This window comes from Alkaliphilus oremlandii OhILAs, from assembly GCF_000018325.1.
In the GTDB taxonomy this organism is placed as follows: domain Bacteria; phylum Bacillota; class Clostridia; order Peptostreptococcales; family Natronincolaceae; genus Alkaliphilus_B; species Alkaliphilus_B oremlandii.
In genome coordinates this window covers 2,659,585-2,679,902 of sequence record NC_009922.1, presented here as the reverse complement: position 1 = coordinate 2,679,902, position 20,318 = coordinate 2,659,585, and the positions used below count along the sequence as shown (strand labels likewise).

Below are 20,318 nucleotides of genomic sequence, written 5' to 3'. Positions count from 1 at the left end.
TGAAGCTATGATTGAAAAAGAATATCTAGCCAATCGGGTAGCCAATGCAAATGAGGCTCAGCTGGTGGCACTGATGTATGAAGGTTTAATAGATACCATGAAGTCTGCCATCTGTGCTATGAATCAGAAGGACAAGGCTGCCATTGATCACGATATCAATAAATCGAGAGCCATATTATCGGAGCTTTTGGCAACAACCCAAGGAGACTCTGAAATTGCAGGAAATTTACGAGGGCTCTATATCTACACAAATAAGCTGGTAACAGAGGCTGAGATAAAGGACAGCACTGCAAAGCTGGAAGAAGCCATCAAGGTGATTACACCCCTATATGAGGCGTGGCAAGCCCTTGGAGAGAAAGATGAAGAGGCAGCGCCTCAATCACCTGTGAGTGCAGCTATCAACAGACCCTCCATCGTTGCAGGAATGACCTACGGGAAAGGTCAGTTGAATGATTATGTCATCAACAACGACGATCGCTGGAAACGAGGATAAAATGATCCGATATTTTTAAAAGCATCTTGGTGAGAAGGATTAAAATCTTTCTTACTGAGATGTTTTTTTCTTATTTTAAGCACTTGAAACTCTAAGCGCTACCTAGAGTTGAGTGCGACATAAAGTTTGTGAGCTTGAGCGAACAAATTTTTTTTTCACTGACCTTATGGTATAATAAGTTTATTAAAAACATGGAAGGAGCCTTTTATGGATATTATTATAAATCAGCTGATTAAAGAATTTGGTATTAAACAAACACAGGTTCAAAATACACTTCAATTAATAGATGAAGGAAATACAATTCCCTTTATTGCTCGATATCGAAAGGAAATGACCGGTGGATTAAGTGATGAGATATTGCGAGATCTTTATGACAGACTTACTTATTTAAGAAATCTGGAAGCTAGAAAAGAAGAAGTGATTCGCTTGATTGAGGAGCAAGGAAAGCTAACAGAGGATCTTCGAGGCGAAATATTAGCCGCAAAGGTTTTACAAAAAATAGAGGATCTCTATCGACCATTTAAAGCAAAAAGAAGAACGAGAGCCATTATTGCAAAGGAAAAGGGACTAGAGCCACTGGCGGAGCTCATATTAAACCAAGAAATTACCACTGGAACAATGGAAGAGCTAGCGATGCCCTTTTTAAATGAGGAATTGGAAGTCAACACCGTAGAGGATGCGGTAAGCGGTGCAAAGGATATCATTGCAGAGATTGTATCCGACGATGCAGCTTACAGAGAGAATATTCGGAAGTTGAACTTAACGAACGGCATCATAAAAAGTGAAGCCGTGGACAGTGAAGAAAAAACGGTTTATGAAATGTACTACGATTTTAGCGAAGGCGTTCATAAGATTGCAAATCATAGAATCTTGGCTTTAAATCGGGGAGAAAATGAGAAAAAGCTGAAGGTAAAACTGGTGAGCCCCGATGAAGAGATTCTTGAATATCTCATAAAATCCGTTATAAAAAATAATGCTGCAATAACTAAAATCGTATTACAGGAAGCCGTAGAGGATTCTTATAAGCGTTTAATTGGACCTTCTATAGAGCGGGAAATTAGAAGCTTGCTGACTGAAAGGGCGGAAGATGAGGCCATCAAGGTATTTGGGAAGAATACAAAGCCTCTTTTATTGATTGCTCCCGTAAAGGATGTGATGGTTTTAGCCATCGATCCAAGCTATCGAACAGGCTGTAAGATCGCCATACTGGATCAAACAGGGAAGCTATTGGATTATACGACCATTTATCCCAATGCACCACACCATAAAACAGAGGAATCAAAAAAAGTTATTAAAGAGCTGATTGAAAAATATAATATTGACATCATCCCTATAGGAAACGGGACAGCTTCTAGAGAGACGGAGCTTTTGGTGGCTGAGATTATAAAGGAAATCCCAAATAGGGAAGTTTACTACACCATTGTAAGTGAAGCCGGGGCTTCCGTTTATTCTGCTTCTAAGCTTGCTACAGAGGAGTATCCAGACATTGATGTTTCTATTCGAGGGGCTATTTCCATTGGGAGAAGGCTACAGGACCCTCTAGCTGAGCTAGTGAAGATTGATCCAAAGAGCATCGGTGTTGGTCAGTATCAGCACGATTTAAACCAAACAAAGCTTGGAGAAACCCTAAAGAATGTGGTGGAGGACTGTGTAAACTCTGTAGGTGTGGATTTAAATATTGCAACCCCATCGCTCCTACAGTATGTTTCTGGGATTACCCCTTCTATTGCGAAAAATATCGTAAAGTATAGAGAAGAGAATGGTAAGTTTAAAAATAGAAAGGAACTTGCAAAGGTAAAGCGATTAGGGGACAAAGCTTTTGAACAATGCGCAGGATTTTTAAGAATATCCGATGGCGATCATCCGCTGGACAATACGGCTGTGCATCCAGAATCCTACGAAATCACCTTGAAGCTGATAAAGAAGCTTGGCTACAGTGAAGATGACGTTCGAAACGGTAGACTGAAGGAGATCGACGCTGCCATCGGAAACTATAAGCTGGTTGCAGAGGAGCTGGGTATTGGAGAGCTTACGCTGCAGGATATTGTGCAGGAACTAAAAAAACCGGGGCGGGATCCGAGAGAAGAGATGCCGAAGCCGTTGTTTAAAAGTGATGTACTAAAAATGGAAGATTTAAAGCTGGATATGATTATGCCCGGTACGGTTCGAAATGTGGTGGATTTTGGTGCCTTTGTAGATATTGGAGTAAAGCAGGATGGTCTTGTCCACGTTTCAGAGCTAAGCAACAGATTTGTAAAGAACGCAATGGATGTAGTATCCGTTGGAGACGAAGTGAAAGTTAAAATTATTGGTTTAGATATTGAACGTGGAAAAATCTCATTGAGCATAAAGCAAGTACAGTAAAATCCTTATAGGACCAATGGAATAAATTTTGTTTTCTAAGAAGATATTGCAGGAATTTTCTGTAGATATGTGGAAGTATTGGCATATCACAATAGAGGGGGAGATGCTATGATTTTAATTAAAAATGGGAAAATTTATACCATGGCAGGAAATATGATTGAAAAAGGCTCTATTTTAGTTGAAGATGGCAAAATTAAAGAAATAGGAAATGATATTGTAGCGCCATTTGATGCTGAAATAATAGATGCAGAAGGGAAGCTTGTATTTCCAGGGATGATCGATGCACATTGCCATTTGGGCATGTGGGAGGATGCCATTGGATTTGAAGGTGCCGATGGGAATGAAATGACGGACCCGATTACACCGCAGCTTAGAAGTATTGATAGTATCAATCCAATGGATCGAACCTTTCAAGAAGCCTATGAAGGTGGTATTACTACTGTATCCACGGGTCCTGGAAGTGCCAACGTGATCGGTGGACAATTTGCTTCCATTAAGACCTATGGCAAAAGAATTGATGATATGATTATTGAGGCACCTTCTGCTATGAAAATTGCCTTTGGAGAAAACCCAAAGAGGGTTTATAACGAGAAAAAAACCATGCCGATGACTCGAATGGCAACAGCGGCTTTATTAAGAGAAACTTTAATGAAGGCAAAGGAATATCAAAGAAAGAAATTGGAGGCGAAGGAAGATCCATCGAAGGCACCGACCTTCGATATGAAAATGGAAGCGCTTATGGATGTTCTGGAAGGAAAAATTCCATTAAAGGCCCATGCCCATAGAGCGGATGATATCTTCACTTCCATAAGAATTGCCAAGGAATTCGGTGTTCGAATTACATTGGAGCATTGTACAGAGGGTCATTTAATTGCGGACTATATCGCAGAAGAAGGTTTGCCAGCCGTTGTAGGACCTACCTTTGGTGATCGCTCTAAGTTTGAGCTGATCAATAAAACTTTTGATACACCAAAGGCTTTATGGGAAGCTGGTGTTAAGATTGCAATTATGACGGATCATCCAGTCATTCCTGTGCACTACCTTCCTTTGTGTGCGGGATTATCTGCAAAAGCCGGTTTACCAGAAGAAGAAGCACTGAAAGCCATCACTATTCATCCAGCGGAAATCTTAGGAATTGATCATAAGGTGGGAAGCCTTGCGGTTGGTAAGGATGCAGACATCGTTATATGGGATGGACATCCTTTTGATATTCAAGCATCCGTTGTTTGCACAATGATTGATGGCAATATTGTGTATAGAAAAAAATAAAAAATACAGATAGAAAAACGGGGGAAAAGAGGTTATTCTGATGGAACAAATGCCTATCAATGTGGTTATTTTCGGATCCATACCAGAAGCAGCATTAATAATATCCTTAGGTCTGATTCTAGTTGGAATTCGTCCTCCATTTATAAAAGTTGCTTTGATTGCAATAATTCAAGGGGTAGCATCGTATTATATCAGAAAACATGTGGGATTTGGACTTCATGTCATTTTGCAAGCTGCGACGATGTCCCTATTGGTATGGCGGATTATGGGAGTTTCCATCAAGCTATCTACCTTAAGCATCATTATCGGAGTTGTTATTAGCAGTTTAATCGAAACACCGCTCATTGCGATTATTCCTAGGCTAATGGGGATCTCCTTGATGGAAATTATGACGAGGGATTGGATCAGAGTCTTGATATTTCTCCCACAGCTACTCATAATGGCTACATTAATCTATGTTTGCTTGAAATATAACTTTACCTTGGAAGGGGAGTTGAACCTCAGCAAACTTAAAAAACAAAGATAACAAATTAGTAGAAGGATCCATGAGCAAAGCGATAATTGTGTCGTATTGCTACGAATAATTTATAAGAGATTCCTAGAATAGGGATTGATTTATAGGAAAAGACGGTATATACTATAGATGCAAGAATTAATTGAATATGATTCTTCAGGGCAGGGTGAAATTCCCGACCGGCGGTATAGTCCGCGACTCGATATACATCGATTGAACTGGTGAGATTCCAGTACCGACAGTAAAGTCTGGATGGGAGAAGAAAAAGAGGTTGTTTTGTATATTTAAGCCCTGGAAATATTTTTCTGGGGCTTTTTTTGATCTGTCGTGGTGACAACTTTGGTTTTAGCTAATATTGCAGGGCGGATGGACTTCCTCTTTGATGATTTCTCCTCTAATATTTATAAAAATAGGAGGAAAAATTATGGAAAAAACAACAAAAACAATGTCTGTAAGCAGAAAGAAACTTACAACAAACAGCTTGGTAAAAATTTCGGTTTTGGCGGTAATCGCATTTATTTTAATGGCGATGGATTTTCCACTGCCAATGTTCCCAGGTTTCTTAAAGCTCGATTTCAGTGATATTCCTGCACTTTTAGGAGGATTTGCACTAGGTCCTGTGGCAGGAGCATTGATTCAGTTAGTAAAGGTAATGCTGCATCTAACCAAGACCCAAACCGGTGGTGTTGGAGAATTAGCAAACTTTTTAGTTGGAGCTGCTTACGTTGTACCAGCAGCGATCATCTACCATAGAAAGAAAGATCGTAAACATGCATTGATCGGATTAACTGTGGCTACAATCTCAATGACTGTCATCGGTGCAATCGTAAATACGTATATTACACTGCCTTTCTACTCTGCTTTTATGCCCATGGATACCATTGTACAGATGGGAACCGTGCTCAACAGCAGAATCGTTGACGTGAAGACCCTAGTACTATATGGAATCTCACCGTTTAATATTTTTAAAGGGGCATTTATTGCTTTTATTACATTGCTCATTTATAAAAGAGTATCTCCGATATTAAAAAATCATTAATCATAAACGAGAAGCCTTCCTTTCCAAATGAAAAGGAGGGCTTTTTTCTTGTGTTTTGTGAAAGACTAAGAAAATATAGGAGCCCAATTTAAAATTTAGAAGTACAGAAGAGTAGAAAAAGTTTATGATTTGTGAAGGGGGTTATGTTAAAATATAGGGTAGGTTGCTATAGATAGGAGAGCGAAGGATGATTCAAAGTCATAAAAAGCTAGACTTTAAAAATATAGACATTTATAAAATGAGTACCGCCATTGTTCTGGGGTTCATGGGGTTTGTTGGGACCTTCTATTCCAGTCGATTCGATTTCAATGGATTTTCTATTAATTTTACTTGGAGTATTATCCTGCCCATGCTGGTTACCCTTGCTTGGGGTAGGAGATATGGTATCATCAGTATCACTTTAGGGTTTGTTTTTCTGTATCCTTTCTTTTTAGGTAGTTACAATGGATGGGCGTCCATAGTTCCAGCTCTAGCGCTGTATCTGTGGATCATGCTCCATGGATATGGAAGCCAGAGGAGACTTCGTGAAAAGAGTATTTATTACAATATTTATTTTTTACAGTTCATTTATATCCTCATTCGGTTGGCTCTGTATATCACTTTATTTCCTATTTTAGTTCAGTTTAATCCACCTTTTTGGAATCCCATGGCCTATACGAATGTAGATATGGAGATCATATTATTATTTGCGATCAAAGGAATTATTGTAGAGTCCATCTTGGTGGCGCTGTGTGACGCTTTATTGTTGCTTCCTTTTATTCGAAGGATATTTAAATTACCATGTTCTAAAGGTGCTAAATACAATACGAGGATCATGTCCGCCATCATTGCTTTTGGGTTGAGTTTTACATTGATTGTGGTGGCAGTCTATAACTTTATAGCAGATAGGAATGCACCCTTACAATGGATGATCCAATTGGATGAAAAAACAAGAATTGCTTTTCTGCTGGCCACCATACTATTTTCCATAATGGGTGGGATTACGGTACGTTTCGTTCAGCAAATGCTGGAGACTCAGGAGGCATTGAAATTAAGAGAGACCCAGTATAAGCTGGCAATTGAAGAAATAAAAAGTCTGAACGATGAACTGGAGCAGCGGGTTGCCAGTAGAACTTCTGAGCTACAGAATGCAGTGTCGGAGCTGGAGGAGTTTTCATATACCATTTCCCACGATTTAAAATCGCCCCTTAGGGCCATTGATGGATACAGTAAATTTATTATAGAGGATTATGGCAGTATAATTCATGGAGAAGCTAGAGAGATGATTGATCACATTCAAGGAATTTCCAGCGATATGATCACCCTCATCAATAAGTTGTTAGAATATGCAATGACTTCAAAGGCGAATATTGTAAGGGAAACGGTGGCATCGGATGAAATAATTCAATCGGTTTTTAAAGAATTTGAAGTAGGGAACTCTGAAAAGGATATGATGCTGATTTTTGAAGGAAGGCTCCCAGAAATCCAAGTCGATAAAATACTATTTAAGCAGGCCATAACCAATATCCTATCCAATGCAGTGAAGTTTTCTAAAGAAAAAGAGCCCATAGAAATAAGGGTTGGTTGCTACACCAGAGAAAATGAGTATATTTTTTATTTAAAGGACAATGGGGTAGGGTTTGATATGAAATATTCCAGTAAGCTTTTCGGTATATTTCAGAGGCTTCATAGAAGTCAAGATTTTGAAGGCACTGGCATTGGGCTTGCTACTGTAAAGAAGATTATTCAAAAGCACGGTGGCAGTGTTTGGATAGAGGCCGTATTAAATGGAGGCGCTACGGTATATTTTACCATTCCTATAGAAATCCATGCAGAGAATGAGGGATAATATGTATAAGGTAATGATTGTTGATGATATGGAAATCATACGCAGGCAGATCAAAAGATTGCCTTTGTGGGGAGAAGAAACAGGGTTTCATATCGTAGAGGAGGCGGAGGATGGAAAGGATGCGCTAGACAAGCTTCAGAAGCAGTCCGTTGATCTCCTAATTACAGATATTAAAATGCCAAGGATTGATGGCGTTGAGCTTTTAAAAGAGGTGGATGAGCATCAGTTAGCACGCTGTGTGGTTTTCCTAAGTGAGCACAGTGAATTTAGCTTTGCAAAGGAAGCGATTCAATATGGGATTTTCGACTATCTTGTGAAGCCTGTTCAGAGAGAGGAGCTACAGAAGCTTCTTCTAAAGGCGCAGCAATATATTGAAGAGGAAAGAGAAAAAGAGAGCCAGTTAAAAAAACTGGAGGATCGATTGAGTGAAAAGCTGGAGGTCTATTATCCAGAGCATCATATCGAATCCATTATTCAATATATCTCAGCAGGTGATGCACAGCAAGCACTCCCAGCCATAGAAGCCATGGTAACGGATACTGGTGCGGCTTTAGAGAGAGATCCGATAAAAACAGCGGTTTTATTGGAAAAATCCTACGGTGAAATTTTAAAAGGAATTTATCAGCATCATCAATGGCTGGATCAATTTGTGGATAAGGCGCTACTTGTGAATATAAACTTAACAAATTGTGGGGATATAGAAGCGATGAAGGTGCACATTGTGGCAGCATTGGGCATATTGGAGGCTACCATTGCTCAGTTGATACTGCGAGGGAAAAAGAGCCCTCTCATAGCGGAAATATGTAGTTATGTATTGGAAAATGTAGAGCAGAGCATCAGTATTAGCACAATATCGGAGGTTCTATTCCTCACAAAAAACTATATTGGCGATCTGTTTAAACAGGAAACTGGTATGACCATCGGTGAATATATTACCATGGTGAAGATGGAAAGAGCCAAGCAATTAATCGCGGAAGGTACCCTAAGAAATTATGAGGTTGCAGATCGGTTAGGGTATAAGGATGCGGAGTACTTTGGGAAGCTCTTTAAAAAGAACGTCGGTTTATCGCCCATGGAATTTAAAAATGCTCTGAGGGACGAAGCCAGAGGCAGATGAATTCTATGATGAACAAAACATAAAAAACAACTATATGGGGGCTTTCTTTTTTCATCTGTATTTTGTACGGGTAGGATCCTTATTTATTCCATTCATTTTTGAAGAACAATTTTGTATGATAAAGATATAACAAAGGTGTCCTTTTGAATGGCATCAAAACAGTAAATAAGGAGAGATGTTGAAATGGCTATGAACAATTCCAAGCTAATGAAGAGTTTATTGATTGCAGGTTTGGCTATTACGATCGTAGGATGTACGCCTCAAGGAGGGAATGCAGCGCCAGAACAAAAACCTTCTGCCGAAGTAGAAAAGCAGAATACAGAAAAAGATCAGAACCAGATCCATGTGATTGATCTTGATTGGAGCGCACAACCAAAGCTGGGTATCACAAAGGGTGATTATTATAGAATTGAGGAACGCTTCAGACAAGGCCATCTAGGGATCTTGGAGGTTGTTAAAAATGGAGAGGAAATTGCTCACGTTGAATTCAATGAAATGACGCGTCCAAACTATTACCATCGTTACTTCCAAAACGTACCGAAGCGTATGTCTGAGTATAACTTTGATATGGGGGCAAAAAAAGGTGCCGCTTGGATCCAAAGCGTTGTTTTAGTTGAAAAGCAAATGATGGAAGAACAAAGATTAACCGGAGAATTCGATGTAGTTTCTGGCGCATCTAACAGTATCAACCAATCCATGCTGCCATTAGCAGAAAAATTAGTGCCGGAGATGGAAAAGCCCTCCAATGAAAAATATTATAGCATCGCTGAGAAGCTAGAAGGTGGATTGACCGGTAGCTTAAAGGTTGTTTTAAAGGATAAGAAAATCGTTTCAGTTCGATACGATGAAATTTTTGCAGATTCACCGGATGAAATTGCGGATGCAAGCTTAAAGGAATTCTATAGACAGTCAAAATATGACAGTGTTGAGTATGAGGAGCCTTCTCGTATTGGATTCAATGTTCAAATGGATGCCTTAAATGAAAAGGTTGTACAGACACAGGATCTATTAGATTTATCTAAGCTACCAGCAGTGGATACTACTGGAAACTATGCTTCAAGTGGTTTTACTGTGCGTAACGGTGCATGGGATAACTACCTTCGTCTTGCAGAGAAGCTATTACAAGAAATGAAAAGCGATGGAAATTTTTAATAAAGATAAGAAATACAGAGGGCTCCCGTTGGAGCCTTCTTTTTTTGTCCCCATACTTTTTAAAACTTCCTATGTTTTATTGAATAAATTGTGCTAAAATGTACTGTGTGAGATATTATTGTGAATGTAATTGAGAAGCCTTGGAAAACTATAAGAAGGCATCAGATAAAATCCTGTGAAGTAGGTGCAATTATGATCTGTATTGATATATTGAATCAAGAAGAATTAGAAAATCTGGCTAAAAGGCTAGGAAAATTAGTTGGAGCAGGGGATATCCTTTGTATGACGGGAGATTTGGGTGCTGGTAAAACCACATTTACACAGGCCTTTGCTTCCGGTTTGGAAGTTGAAGAATATGTGACCAGCCCTACCTTTACATTGATTCAGGAGTATGATGGACGACTGCCACTGTACCATTTTGATGTGTACCGGATTAACCATGTAAGTGAAATGGAAGACATCGGCTATGAGGAATACTTTTATGGAGAAGGGGTTTGTGTCATCGAGTGGGCCTCTTTAATCGAAGAGGTTCTACCGAAGGATCGACTATGGATGGAGATTAAAGTAACGGGTGTTGAATCCAGAAGGATTTGTTTTGACTTTACCAATGAGTATTATGAAGGAATGATTAAGGAGTTGTTAGCCATATGAAATTATTAGCCTTAGACACATCTTCTATGACGGCTACAGTTGCTTTACTAGATGAGGATAAAGTAATTGGAGAATATACCTTGAATCATAGAAAGAGTCATTCAGAAAAGCTGATGCCGATGATAGAAGAAATCGTCAGAAGCTGTGAGTTGACACCGAAGGATATTGACGTATTTGCAGTATCCTTAGGGCCGGGATCTTTTACTGGACTTAGAATCGGTATTGCTACAATAAGAGCCATGGCTCAGGCTTTGGATAAACCTGTAGTAGGGGTACCAACCTTAGAGGCATTGGCTTTTAATCTATTTCAGAGTACAGGCTTCGTTTGTCCCATCATTGATGCCCAGCGGGATTTGGTCTATACGGGGGTATTTCAGTGGGTCAAAGGTCAAATGGTGGAAGTGGTGCCCCAGCAGGTTCTGCACATTGATGAACTGATGGATCGATTGCAGAAAGAAACAGAAGCTGTATATTTTGTTGGGGATGCCATCGATAAATTTTCCCTGATTTTAAAGGAACGATTGGGAGCGCAGTTTCAGGTTCCGCCGAAGAAGTTCTTAATCCCATCTGCAGCGTCTGTAGGAGAAATCGCCAAGATTAAATTTGAAAAAGGTCTTGTTGGGGACATTGCTCCGATTTATATGAGAAAGTCTGCGGCAGAGGTTCAATACGACGAAAAGATGAAAGGGAGGGCGTAATCTTTTATGGAAGAGATCATTACGAGAAAAATGGAATTAACGGATATTGATGCTGTTTTAGATATTGAGGAAAATTCATTTACAATCCCTTGGACTAGAAATTCCTTTGTAACGGAGCTTACAAAAAATAAGTTATCCAGATATGTGGTAGCAGAAGTGGACGGTGTTGTAGCAGCCTATGGCGGCATGTGGCTCATTGTTGATGAGGCTCATATTACAAATATAGCAGTACATCCTAGATATAGAGGGCTGGGTGTAGGGAAGAAAATTGTAGAGGCATTGCTGGAGGAAGGCAGAAAGATCAATATCTATCGGATGACCTTGGAGGTTCGAAGCTCTAATGTAGTGGCACAGGGACTCTATAGACAATATGGTTTTATGCCCTGCGGCGTTCGACCAGGATATTATCACGATAATGGAGAAGATGCCATTATTATGTGGAATGATGTAATATAACGAAGGAGAATCAAACATGTTGAAGCAAGAAGATATCATTACGCTAGCCATAGAGTCTAGCTGCGATGAAACCTCTGTCAGTGTATTAAAAAATGGAAGAGAGGTTCTATCGAATATTATTAATTCTCAAATTGAGCAGCATAAAAAATTCGGCGGTGTGGTGCCGGAGGTTGCATCGAGAAAGCATATTGAAAATATCAATGAAGTCATCGATGAAGCTTTGGCTGAAGGGAAAGTTTCCTTTGAAGATATTACCCACGTAGGTGTAACTTACGGACCGGGGTTGGTCGGTGCCTTATTGGTGGGCTTGTCCGCTGCCAAGGCCATCGCCTATGCCAGGGATTTACCACTGAATGGCGTCAACCATATTGAGGGACATATCTATGCAAATTTTATTGAACATAAAGAATTGGAACCGCCATTTATTTGTCTCATTGTATCCGGTGGGCACAGCCATTTGGTTCATATGAAGGATTACGGAGATTATGAAGTCTTAGGAAAGACCAGAGACGATGCAGCAGGAGAGGCTTTCGATAAGGTAGCAAGAGCTTTGGGGTTGGGGTATCCTGGCGGACCGCAAATTGATCGACTTGCCAAGGAAGGAAATAAGGATGCCATTCCTTTTCCGAAAGCCTATTTAGAAGAAGGAAGCTACGACTTTAGCTTTAGCGGGCTGAAGTCTGCAGTGCTGAACTATTTAAACTCTCAGAAGATGAAGGGCTCAGAAATACCAGTAGCCGATGTTGCAGCAAGCTTTCAGAAGTCTGTCGTAGAGATACTGACGGAAAAGGCTGTACAATGTGCATTAGATAAGGGGCTAGATCGAATCGTTCTGGCAGGTGGTGTAGCGGCCAATAGCGGATTGCGAGAGGTCATGGAGAGAGAATGCAAAAAGAATCAGATCGATTTCAAATTTCCGTCTTTAACACTTTGCACCGATAATGCGGCCATGATCGGCTGTGTGGCTTATTACGATTATATCCGGGGAATCCGCTCTGGATTGGATCTAAACGCCTTTCCAAGCTTAAAAATAGGCCAAAGATATTAATTCCATAAAGTGCTAAGCCTGCATAACATTGTCCATGTCATGTTAAAAAGTACTATGCTATACTAAGAGAGTCATTAATTACTTTTAGGGGGAAATCTATATGGAAATGTTATCATGGATGAAAAACGTTGATATGACAATGGAGAAGGAAGCATTGTTGGATATGATCGACAATATGTATGGAATCATAAATTCTCTTATAGCTGAAACGAGAGCCAAGGATGTTTTAATCCAAGAGCTGAAGGAAGAACTGGAAAAGATAGAACTATAATACATAGAAATCAATGATACAAAAACACCATGCACGAGGAAAGGGCACTTCTTCTTCATACATGGTGTTTCTTCATTTGCTCCAATGAGCTTTGCTCAGATGCATGGAGCTGTATCCGATTTATCCTCAAGGCGTTGTTGATATATTTTTTAATAAAGTACATGAATTATGTGGATAATGTGTAGGAATTGTGAAGAATACTAATATACCCAAAAAAACTGTGAATAACTCTGTGGATTCTGTGGAGAAATTGTGGATAAATGTGGACAAACTTTCCCCATTTAAAATATATGCACAGAAGGGGTGAAATATTCCTTATTGCTCAATTAAAGTTTCCCATTCTTCGTACAACTGACTGAGCTCTTTTTTAAGCTGTTCAGACTGTCCATGGACCTCTTTGATTTTTTGTTCATTGGAATAAATCTCTTCTTGGCACATCAGCTCTTCCAGCTGACTTATTTTTTCTTCCACCGCCAAGATATGAGCCTCCAGTTGATTCTGTTTTTTTGAGATGGCTCTTAAACTTTCTCTGGCTTCTCTCTCTTTGCGCTTTTCTTCCTTTAATTGAGTTTTGGTTTTTTCTTCTTTTTCCTCAGGCTCATTGAAGGAAAGCTTTTCTTTTTTCTTCTGTACATAGTAATCGTAATTTCCTAAGTAGGTGCTATTGCCATGGGGGTTAAGTTCTATGATTTTGGTAGCCACTCGATTTAAGAAATAACGGTCATGGGAGATAACGAAAACCGTACCATCGTAATTGATCAATGCTTCTTCTAAAACCTCTTTGGAGTCGATATCTAAATGGTTGGTGGGCTCGTCCAACAAAAGGAAATTGGATTTCGAAAGGATGAGCTTTAAGAGAGAAAGTCTTCCTTTTTCTCCACCACTTAAAGATTGAATTCCTTTGAAAACATCATCGCCTTTAAAGAGGAAGGAGCCTAGAAGACTACGGACCTCCGTTTGATTTAAGTGGATATGGTCATCCCAAATCTCGTCTAAAGCCGTTTTACTGTAGTCCAAGTTCTTTTGTTCCTGGTCGTAATACCCTGGAAATACATTGTGACCCAGCTTAATGTCGCCGCTGCTGGCAGTAAGCTCCTTTAATATGATTTTAAAGAGTGTGGATTTTCCGATCCCGTTGGGTCCGATGAGTCCTACCTTTTCTCCTTTATAGATATTGAAGGAAACATTTTCGAATAATTTGCTGTTATCAAAGCTTTTCCCTAGGTTTTCTACAGAAAGCACATCATTTCCGCTTTTAACAGAAGCTTCAAAGCGGATGAAGGCTTTACTTCGATGAGTTTGGGGAGCCTCTTTGATCTCGATTTTATCGAACTGCTTTTCACGGCTCTTTGCTCTGTTCATCAGCTTCTCTGTTCCATGCTGCCTCAGTCTTCTGATAATATCCTTCTGTCGATCGATTTCCTTTTGCTGCTCCATATACTCCTTAATTTGCATTTCTATGATTACGCGCTTCTTTTCCATAAAGGTTGAAAAATTCCCGTTGTAGCTGGTCAGAACATTATTTTCTATCTCAAATACCCGATTGACCATCTGGTCCAGAAAGTAGCGGTCGTGAGAGATCATCAAGATGGTGCCGTCATAATCCCTTAGAAAGCCTTCCAGCCATTCTACAGCTTCAATGTCCAAGTGGTTCGTTGGCTCATCTAAGAGCAGTAGGTCTGGGTGGGTTAGAAGAAGCTTTGATAAAGCCACTCTCGTTTTTTGCCCGCCGCTTAGCTGATAGATGGGCTGATTGAATTCTTGTTCTACAAATCCAAGACCTCTTAAGATTCCTTTAATCTCGCTTCTAAAGCCATAGCCGTTTTTTTCGTTAAAGGTCTCTAATAGAACAGAATAACGATGCATGGCATCTTCAAGGTCTTTGGATTCTTTTTCACCACTACTCAAATTAGCAATGTGGATTTCCAGATCTCTTAGACTCTGCTCCATATGGATCAGCTCTGAAAAGATGGTTAAACACTCTTCCATTACAGTAGCATGTTCATTGAGCAGCGTATTCTGCTCTAAGTATCCAATGGTGGTAGATTTTGAAATAAATAATTCGCCTGTATCATAAGACAGCTGGTTGGTTAAGATCTTAAATAAGGTAGATTTTCCAGCACCATTGACGCCTACAAGTCCCACTTTTTCTCCCTTATTGATACTGAAGCTGATCCCCTCCAGAATCGTATCAATACCAAATGATTTACATATATTATTACACGATAAAATAATCATGGATTTCCCTCCTAAACTACACAACAATAAGCAAAGATGCTTATGAAAATTATACTGTCTATTCTAACAGAAAAAACGATTTATATAAAGGGAATGAATGACAAAATAAAGACAACATAGATTGACACATGAAAAAAATATTGATATAATTTCTAAATTAGATGTTTGATATACGAAATATATTTGAATGAAGCCCGTAGGTTTTGAAGATATATGAATGGGGTAAAGGAAAATAAGGAACTATTTGTTTATTTTGTAACAGAGTAATATATACTATATTTATAAAGAATGAAATTAAGCTTAGATATAGAATGAAGAAAATATTAATTGAAACAGGAGTTGATACGAATGAATAATAAAAGTATTGCCAATATTTCAATGGCAGTAATTAGAAGACTACCTAAATATCACCGATATTTAAAGGAGCTTCTAGAAAAAGAAGTGTACAGAATTTCTTCAAAAGAGCTTAGTAAGCTGATTGGATTTACAGCATCTCAGATCCGTCAAGACTTAAACTGCTTTGGAGGCTTTGGACAACAAGGGTACGGCTATAATGTTGAAGAATTATATAATGAAATCGGCAAAATATTAGGTTTAGACAAAACCTATAAATTAATTATCATAGGAGCCGGAAACCTTGGGCAAGCAATCGCAAACTATACGAATTATGAAAGATCCGGCTTTGAGTTAATTGCTTTATTTGATATTAATCCTAAGCTACAGGGTCTTAAAATCAGAGATATTCCATTTAGAGATATTGATGAATTAGAGCAGTTTACCAATGAGAACTATATCGACATCGTTGTGATTTCCACACCGAAGGAAGTTGCACAAAGCGTTGTAGATAAACTCAATATAAAAAATGTAGGGGGCATATGGAACTTTGCACCTACCGATTTAAAGGTATCGGATGAAATCGTCGTAGAAAACGTTCATCTAAATGAGAGCTTATTCACATTATCCTATCTTTTGAACGAAAGAGAACTAGAAAGTAAAAAGTAAGAGTGGTTATATGAGAAACTATTATATACAGATTCATGAATATTTAGCAAAGCTAGTGCATGGTATTATAGCCCTAGATAAAAAGGGAATCTCTAGCAATGGCTTCAACTTATCGATCTCCGATATTCTTACGTTAAAGGTGATCGGTGAGGAGCAGAATCAGAAAATGTTTGAAGTAATGGAAGTTTTGAAGTTGGATAGGAATAGTTTCAAAACCATCATCAATAGATTAATGGCAAATGATTATGTGGTGAAAAACAAATGTGAAAACGACAAAAGAGCATATACTCTTGAACTGACAGAAAAAGGATATAAAATATTTGAAGAGATTTTAGCGCAGGAAAAAGAAATGCTTTTTTCTATACTGAACGACTTTACCTTTAATGAAGAAAGGGCCGTATTAAAATTTCTTGTAAAATTAGATATGTTAAACAGAGAAAAAAGTAGGTAAGCCTACTTTTTTTATTGACCATAAAATTTATTCAAATACTGCATCTTCAGGGATTTCAACTTCAGGAGCAGTGTTGAAGTTCAAGGTTTTAATCGTTATTTTATTGTTTTCTGTAGAAGCGCCATCAATTTCTGGATAATAGACAAAAGACTCCAAATATTTGGTCTCCAAATCTATGGTCATTTCTACATTGCCAACGATTTCTGTTTCGAAAGATGACAATAGCCCTTTAAGAAATACAGAATTCGCAGCTTGCCCTTTAATTGTAGCTTTATTCTTACTGATAGAAGCTACTTCTAGATTCGTAAATTGTGTCGCATCATAATTTTTAAATATATCGCCATTGGTTGTAATTTCCTGAATTAAACTCTCCTCGGATTGATCGATCCAAAGTCCAGTAACAGAATTATGGGTATATACCATTTGATCCTTCAGTAGGATTCTAAGTACGAGCTTACTAAAAGGATTATCCGGTGTACTTTCTCCAGTGGATATCTCTTGGACATTGGAATATGCAAAAGGCTCTTTATGAAGATCGATTAATGCATCCATAGTTAAATGACCGCCACTTTGTTGATCGGTGTTAAATTTAACGTAAACCATAGAGGTATAGCTATCCAGTGCTTTCATTTGATCAATGGATTTTAGTACGAGGTCATTGGGATCTACTTTTGTACGGCTGCAGCCAAGTAGTGCGAAAGATGCCAATACAGCTACCACCAGGATAGAAAAGATCTTACGATTCAGATATTTCGTCACGAATATGCCTCCTTTATGACTCAACCGAATAGACACAATAAACGGACGGTTGGTCAAATGCAATGGATAAATAAAAAAGGCTTCTATAAAAGCATTGGAAGGAAGCCTTTTTGAAACTCATTTACGGTAAAGTTCTCGTTTTGGAATAAATTGTAAGTGGAACTTTCCTATTCGTTATAAAAAAGGGCTAGATTTCTCTAGCCCTTTAGCCTTTAATATTATTCTGGCTTTGGAGCATCTACTGGACAAACGTTAGCACATGCGCCACACTCGATACATCCGTCTGCATCGATTACATATTGTGTATCTCCAGCTGAGATAACACTTACTGGACATTCTGGTTCACAAGCTCCACAGCTAATACAATCTTCTGAAATTTTATAAGCCATTGTAAATTCCTCCTATATTTAAAATAATAATGATAAACTTTCTACATGTATTATAACAACATCAAAACGAGACAGGCAATAAAGAAATCACTTTTTTATATAAAAAACAACAAAGTATAATGATTTTCACTCTACTTTTATCAAGAAATCCATCAATCTCCTCTTTATTTATGATATGATAAAAGTGGATATGGTCGATACTGTAAGTATTGAATAGAAAGCATGGTTTTATAAGAGGAAATAATTGGTATATAAGGAGTGATCCGTATGATGGAAGTCTATGTGCTCGTAGGTTCTAGTGGAACTGGTAAAAGCTTTCAATCCATTTCATTAGCAAAGAAAAAAAAGATTGAATATATCATCGATGACGGACTTTTAATAAAAGGGAATCGGGTATTGGGCGGAAGTTCAGCTAAAAGAGAAAAATCTGTAATGGGTGCCATTAAAAGAGCTATTTTCGTAGAGGATGCCCATAGAAAGCAGGTTATGAAAATTTTGGAAAGGGAAAAGCCCAGTAAGATTTTGGTGTTGGGTACATCATCTAAAATGGTAGAATCCATCGTGGATACATTGGGGCTCGGAAGTATTCAAGAGTGGATCTTCATCGAGGATATTTCCACCAAGGATGAAATTAAAACAGCTCGAAGGTACCGGGCAAAGGAAGGGAAGCATATTATTCCTGTACCAACCTTTGAAATTAAGAAGGATTTCTCTGGGTATTTTCTCAATCCTTTGAGGCTCCTTAGAAGTTTTGGAAAAGAAGATGTGAACGATTGGGAGGAACGCTCTGTCGTAAGACCCACCTTTAGCTATATGGGAAAATACTATATATCCAATAGTGTTATTGAGGATTTAGTTTATTACGTAGCCAATAAGATCATCGGAATCTGTAAAGTTAATAATATTAAGATAGAAAATACCAACAGTGGACTTCTAATAGAAATGGATACGCGCATTGTATACGGCAATCCCATTAAACCGATTGTGGAGAGGCTTCAAGAGCAAATCAAGATAGAGATTGAGGGAATGACTTCCTTTAATATTATCGCCATCAACGTCAATGTGAGGAATTTAGTAATCGTTTAATTGGATGTCCACCCTGTTTCACAATAGGGAATTTAAAGGTTTACAACTCTCTATAATATATGCTATAATTCAGGTGTACATATAGGAAGGTTAAAGAAATAACGAAAGAATCTTCTGATAATTAATAGAATTTTGGGGAGATGTCTTAGGACACTTTCTTAAAATATATGCATTATTATTTAAGCATTCATTAAATAAATTTTTAGGAGGGTATTTATAATGGCAGGACATGCAAATCCTTTTGAAACTGCGCAACTTCAAGTTAAGGCAGCTTGTGACAAACTAGGTACTGAGCAAGCGGTATACGAAATTCTTAAAAACCCAATGAGAGTATTAGAAGTATCTCTACCAATTAAAATGGATGATGGTACAGTTAAAACTTTCGTAGGTTACAGATCTCAACATAACGATGCAATTGGACCATTCAAAGGTGGCGTTAGATTCCATCAAGGAGTTAACCTAGATGAGGTTAAAGCCCTTTCTACTTGGATGACTTTCAAATGTGGTGTTATGGGTGTACCATACGGTGGAGGTAAAGGTGGAATCACAGTTGATCCTACTACTTTATCCCAAGGTGAGTTAGAGAGACTATCTAGAGCTTACTCAAGAGCGATTGCTCCAATCATTGGAGAAAAAGTAGATATCCCTGCTCCAGACGTTGGAACAAATGGACAAGTAATGGCATGGTTCGTTGATGAATACCAAAAAACAACTGGAGAATTTGCTCCAGGCGTATACACAGGTAAGCCAGTAGAATTCTACGGTTCTTTAGCTAGAACAGAAGCTACAGGATACGGTGTTGCTCTAGCAGCTAGAGAAGCAGCTAAAAAAGTAGGAATCGATATGAAAACTGCTAAAGTTGCAATCCAAGGTTTTGGAAACGTTGGTTCTTTCACTGGAAAATACGTAGCTCAATTAGGTGGAACAATCGTTGCAGTAGCTGACCACACTGGTGGAATCTACAACAGCAAAGGATTCAATCCAGATGAATTAGCTGAATACGTAAAGAAAACTAGAGGAGTTGCTGGATTCCCAGGAGCTGAAAGCACATTCCCTAAAGAAGACATCATCGGATTCGATTGTGATATTCTTCTACCTTGTGCATTAGAAAACTCTATTACTGCTGACAATGCACATACAGTAAAAGCTAAAGTTGTTTGTGAAGGTGCAAACGGACCTACAACAATCGAAGCAGACCAAATCTTAAATGAAAAAGGAATCTTAGTTGTTCCAGATATCTTCGCTAACGCTGGTGGTGTTACAGTTTCTTACTTTGAGTGGGTACAAAACCTACAAAGATATTCTTGGTCATTTGAAGAAGTTCAAGAGAAGCAAGAAGTGTTAGCTGTTAAGGCTTTCAATGAAATTTGGGCATTAATGGAAGACCACAAAGTAGAAATGAGAACAGCAGCATACATGATCTCTATTAAGAGAGTTGCAGATGCAATGAAACTTAGAGGATGGTACTAAGATTAAGTTCTTAAAGAATTTAA

General features: G+C 38.5%; 20 protein-coding genes and 1 riboswitch. Of the genes, 17 read left to right on the top strand and 3 right to left on the bottom strand.

Annotation, left to right across the window (positions count from 1 at the left end):
* Positions 1 to 7: 7 nt before the first annotated feature.
* From fliS to CLOS_RS15965, 13 genes are all read left to right on the top strand, one after another.
* The gene (gene fliS, locus CLOS_RS13115; RefSeq protein WP_012160317.1) at positions 8 to 493 is read left to right on the top strand and encodes a flagellar export chaperone FliS; all 486 of its coding nucleotides are present in this window, start codon (positions 8 to 10) and stop codon (positions 491 to 493) included.
* Between the two features lie 207 nt (positions 494 to 700).
* Positions 701 to 2,857 (top strand): Tex family protein, encoded by a 2,157-nt coding sequence (locus CLOS_RS13110; protein WP_012160316.1) that lies wholly within the window; start codon positions 701 to 703, stop codon positions 2,855 to 2,857.
* A 108-nt stretch (positions 2,858 to 2,965) separates the two neighbouring features.
* The gene (locus tag CLOS_RS13105) at positions 2,966 to 4,126 is read left to right on the top strand and encodes an amidohydrolase (RefSeq protein ID WP_012160315.1); all 1,161 of its coding nucleotides are present in this window, start codon (positions 2,966 to 2,968) and stop codon (positions 4,124 to 4,126) included.
* Positions 4,127 to 4,166: 40 nt separating this feature from the next.
* Positions 4,167 to 4,652: a hypothetical protein gene (locus CLOS_RS13100; protein WP_012160314.1), complete on the top strand. Its 486-nt coding sequence runs from the start codon at positions 4,167 to 4,169 to the stop codon at positions 4,650 to 4,652.
* A gap of 136 nt (positions 4,653 to 4,788) precedes the next feature.
* Positions 4,789 to 4,908: riboswitch (FMN riboswitch) on the top strand.
* Positions 4,909 to 5,064: 156 nt separating this feature from the next.
* Complete coding sequence (locus tag CLOS_RS13095) at positions 5,065 to 5,679, top strand: ECF transporter S component (protein ID WP_012160313.1); 615 nt, start codon at positions 5,065 to 5,067, stop codon at positions 5,677 to 5,679.
* A gap of 187 nt (positions 5,680 to 5,866) precedes the next feature.
* A complete protein-coding gene (locus CLOS_RS13090) occupies positions 5,867 to 7,507 on the top strand; it encodes a sensor histidine kinase (RefSeq protein WP_012160312.1) in 1,641 nt (546 codons plus the stop codon).
* A gap of 1 nt (position 7,508) precedes the next feature.
* Complete coding sequence (locus CLOS_RS13085; protein ID WP_012160311.1) at positions 7,509 to 8,624, top strand: response regulator transcription factor; 1,116 nt, start codon at positions 7,509 to 7,511, stop codon at positions 8,622 to 8,624.
* A 183-nt stretch (positions 8,625 to 8,807) separates the two neighbouring features.
* Entirely contained in the window at positions 8,808 to 9,776 is a 969-nt protein-coding gene (locus CLOS_RS13080; protein WP_012160310.1) for a hypothetical protein, read from the top strand.
* A 120-nt stretch (positions 9,777 to 9,896) separates the two neighbouring features.
* Positions 9,897 to 10,427 carry a tRNA (adenosine(37)-N6)-threonylcarbamoyltransferase complex ATPase subunit type 1 TsaE gene (gene tsaE / locus CLOS_RS13075; RefSeq protein WP_330360299.1) on the top strand — a complete coding sequence of 177 codons (531 nt, stop codon included), beginning with the start codon at positions 9,897 to 9,899 and terminating at the stop codon, positions 10,425 to 10,427.
* A complete protein-coding gene (gene tsaB, locus CLOS_RS13070; RefSeq protein ID WP_012160308.1) occupies positions 10,424 to 11,125 on the top strand; it encodes a tRNA (adenosine(37)-N6)-threonylcarbamoyltransferase complex dimerization subunit type 1 TsaB in 702 nt (233 codons plus the stop codon). The genes tsaE and tsaB overlap by 4 nt, the downstream gene beginning before the upstream one ends.
* A 6-nt stretch (positions 11,126 to 11,131) precedes the next feature.
* On the top strand, positions 11,132 to 11,581 hold the full coding sequence (gene rimI / locus CLOS_RS13065; RefSeq protein ID WP_012160307.1) for a ribosomal protein S18-alanine N-acetyltransferase: 450 nt from the start codon (positions 11,132 to 11,134) through the stop codon (positions 11,579 to 11,581).
* Positions 11,582 to 11,597: 16 nt separating this feature from the next.
* Entirely contained in the window at positions 11,598 to 12,629 is a 1,032-nt protein-coding gene (gene tsaD / locus CLOS_RS13060; protein WP_012160306.1) for a tRNA (adenosine(37)-N6)-threonylcarbamoyltransferase complex transferase subunit TsaD, read from the top strand.
* Between the two features lie 100 nt (positions 12,630 to 12,729).
* Positions 12,730 to 12,900, top strand: coding sequence for a hypothetical protein (locus CLOS_RS15965; protein ID WP_012160305.1), 171 nt, complete (start codon positions 12,730 to 12,732; stop codon positions 12,898 to 12,900).
* Between the two features lie 315 nt (positions 12,901 to 13,215).
* Here CLOS_RS15965 and CLOS_RS13055 read toward each other — a convergent pair whose 3' ends face one another.
* Positions 13,216 to 15,138, bottom strand: a complete 1,923-nt coding sequence (locus CLOS_RS13055; RefSeq protein ID WP_012160304.1) for an ABC-F family ATP-binding cassette domain-containing protein — start codon at positions 15,136 to 15,138, stop codon at positions 13,216 to 13,218.
* Between the two features lie 348 nt (positions 15,139 to 15,486).
* Between CLOS_RS13055 and CLOS_RS13050 the strand changes: the two genes are divergently transcribed.
* Together CLOS_RS13050 and CLOS_RS13045 are read left to right on the top strand one after the other, a co-directional pair.
* Complete coding sequence (locus tag CLOS_RS13050) at positions 15,487 to 16,140, top strand: redox-sensing transcriptional repressor Rex (protein ID WP_012160303.1); 654 nt, start codon at positions 15,487 to 15,489, stop codon at positions 16,138 to 16,140.
* Positions 16,141 to 16,150: 10 nt separating this feature from the next.
* On the top strand, positions 16,151 to 16,591 hold the full coding sequence (locus tag CLOS_RS13045) for a MarR family winged helix-turn-helix transcriptional regulator (RefSeq protein ID WP_012160302.1): 441 nt from the start codon (positions 16,151 to 16,153) through the stop codon (positions 16,589 to 16,591).
* Positions 16,592 to 16,618: 27 nt separating this feature from the next.
* Here CLOS_RS13045 and CLOS_RS13040 read toward each other — a convergent pair whose 3' ends face one another.
* Positions 16,619 to 17,350: a hypothetical protein gene (locus CLOS_RS13040; RefSeq protein WP_012160301.1), complete on the bottom strand. Its 732-nt coding sequence runs from the start codon at positions 17,348 to 17,350 to the stop codon at positions 16,619 to 16,621.
* Between the two features lie 218 nt (positions 17,351 to 17,568).
* On the bottom strand, positions 17,569 to 17,739 hold the full coding sequence (locus CLOS_RS13035) for a 4Fe-4S binding protein (protein WP_012160300.1): 171 nt from the start codon (positions 17,737 to 17,739) through the stop codon (positions 17,569 to 17,571).
* 267 nt (positions 17,740 to 18,006) lie between these two features.
* Between CLOS_RS13035 and CLOS_RS13030 the strand changes: the two genes are divergently transcribed.
* A complete protein-coding gene (locus tag CLOS_RS13030) occupies positions 18,007 to 18,825 on the top strand; it encodes an Asp23/Gls24 family envelope stress response protein (RefSeq protein WP_012160299.1) in 819 nt (272 codons plus the stop codon).
* A gap of 219 nt (positions 18,826 to 19,044) precedes the next feature.
* The gene (locus tag CLOS_RS13025; protein WP_012160298.1) at positions 19,045 to 20,295 is read left to right on the top strand and encodes a Glu/Leu/Phe/Val family dehydrogenase; all 1,251 of its coding nucleotides are present in this window, start codon (positions 19,045 to 19,047) and stop codon (positions 20,293 to 20,295) included.
* The last annotated feature ends 23 nt before the right edge of the window (positions 20,296 to 20,318 follow it).

Coding starts and splice junctions, on each gene's coding strand:
- rimI (WP_012160307.1), top strand. CDS start 11,132: ATGGAAGAGATCATTACGAGAAAAATGGAATTAACGGATATTGATGCT.
- CLOS_RS13080 (WP_012160310.1), top strand. CDS start 8,808: ATGGCTATGAACAATTCCAAGCTAATGAAGAGTTTATTGATTGCAGGT.
- CLOS_RS13090 (WP_012160312.1), top strand. CDS start 5,867: ATGATTCAAAGTCATAAAAAGCTAGACTTTAAAAATATAGACATTTAT.
- CLOS_RS13095 (WP_012160313.1), top strand. CDS start 5,065: ATGGAAAAAACAACAAAAACAATGTCTGTAAGCAGAAAGAAACTTACA.
- CLOS_RS13100 (WP_012160314.1), top strand. CDS start 4,167: ATGGAACAAATGCCTATCAATGTGGTTATTTTCGGATCCATACCAGAA.
- tsaD (WP_012160306.1), top strand. CDS start 11,598: ATGTTGAAGCAAGAAGATATCATTACGCTAGCCATAGAGTCTAGCTGC.
- fliS (WP_012160317.1), top strand. CDS start 8: ATGATTGAAAAAGAATATCTAGCCAATCGGGTAGCCAATGCAAATGAG.
- CLOS_RS13085 (WP_012160311.1), top strand. CDS start 7,509: ATGTATAAGGTAATGATTGTTGATGATATGGAAATCATACGCAGGCAG.
- tsaB (WP_012160308.1), top strand. CDS start 10,424: ATGAAATTATTAGCCTTAGACACATCTTCTATGACGGCTACAGTTGCT.
- CLOS_RS13030 (WP_012160299.1), top strand. CDS start 18,007: ATGATGGAAGTCTATGTGCTCGTAGGTTCTAGTGGAACTGGTAAAAGC.
- CLOS_RS13055 (WP_012160304.1), bottom strand. CDS start 15,138: ATGATTATTTTATCGTGTAATAATATATGTAAATCATTTGGTATTGAT.
- CLOS_RS13035 (WP_012160300.1), bottom strand. CDS start 17,739: ATGGCTTATAAAATTTCAGAAGATTGTATTAGCTGTGGAGCTTGTGAA.
- CLOS_RS13025 (WP_012160298.1), top strand. CDS start 19,045: ATGGCAGGACATGCAAATCCTTTTGAAACTGCGCAACTTCAAGTTAAG.
- CLOS_RS13105 (WP_012160315.1), top strand. CDS start 2,966: ATGATTTTAATTAAAAATGGGAAAATTTATACCATGGCAGGAAATATG.
- CLOS_RS13110 (WP_012160316.1), top strand. CDS start 701: ATGGATATTATTATAAATCAGCTGATTAAAGAATTTGGTATTAAACAA.
- CLOS_RS15965 (WP_012160305.1), top strand. CDS start 12,730: ATGGAAATGTTATCATGGATGAAAAACGTTGATATGACAATGGAGAAG.
- CLOS_RS13050 (WP_012160303.1), top strand. CDS start 15,487: ATGAATAATAAAAGTATTGCCAATATTTCAATGGCAGTAATTAGAAGA.
- CLOS_RS13045 (WP_012160302.1), top strand. CDS start 16,151: ATGAGAAACTATTATATACAGATTCATGAATATTTAGCAAAGCTAGTG.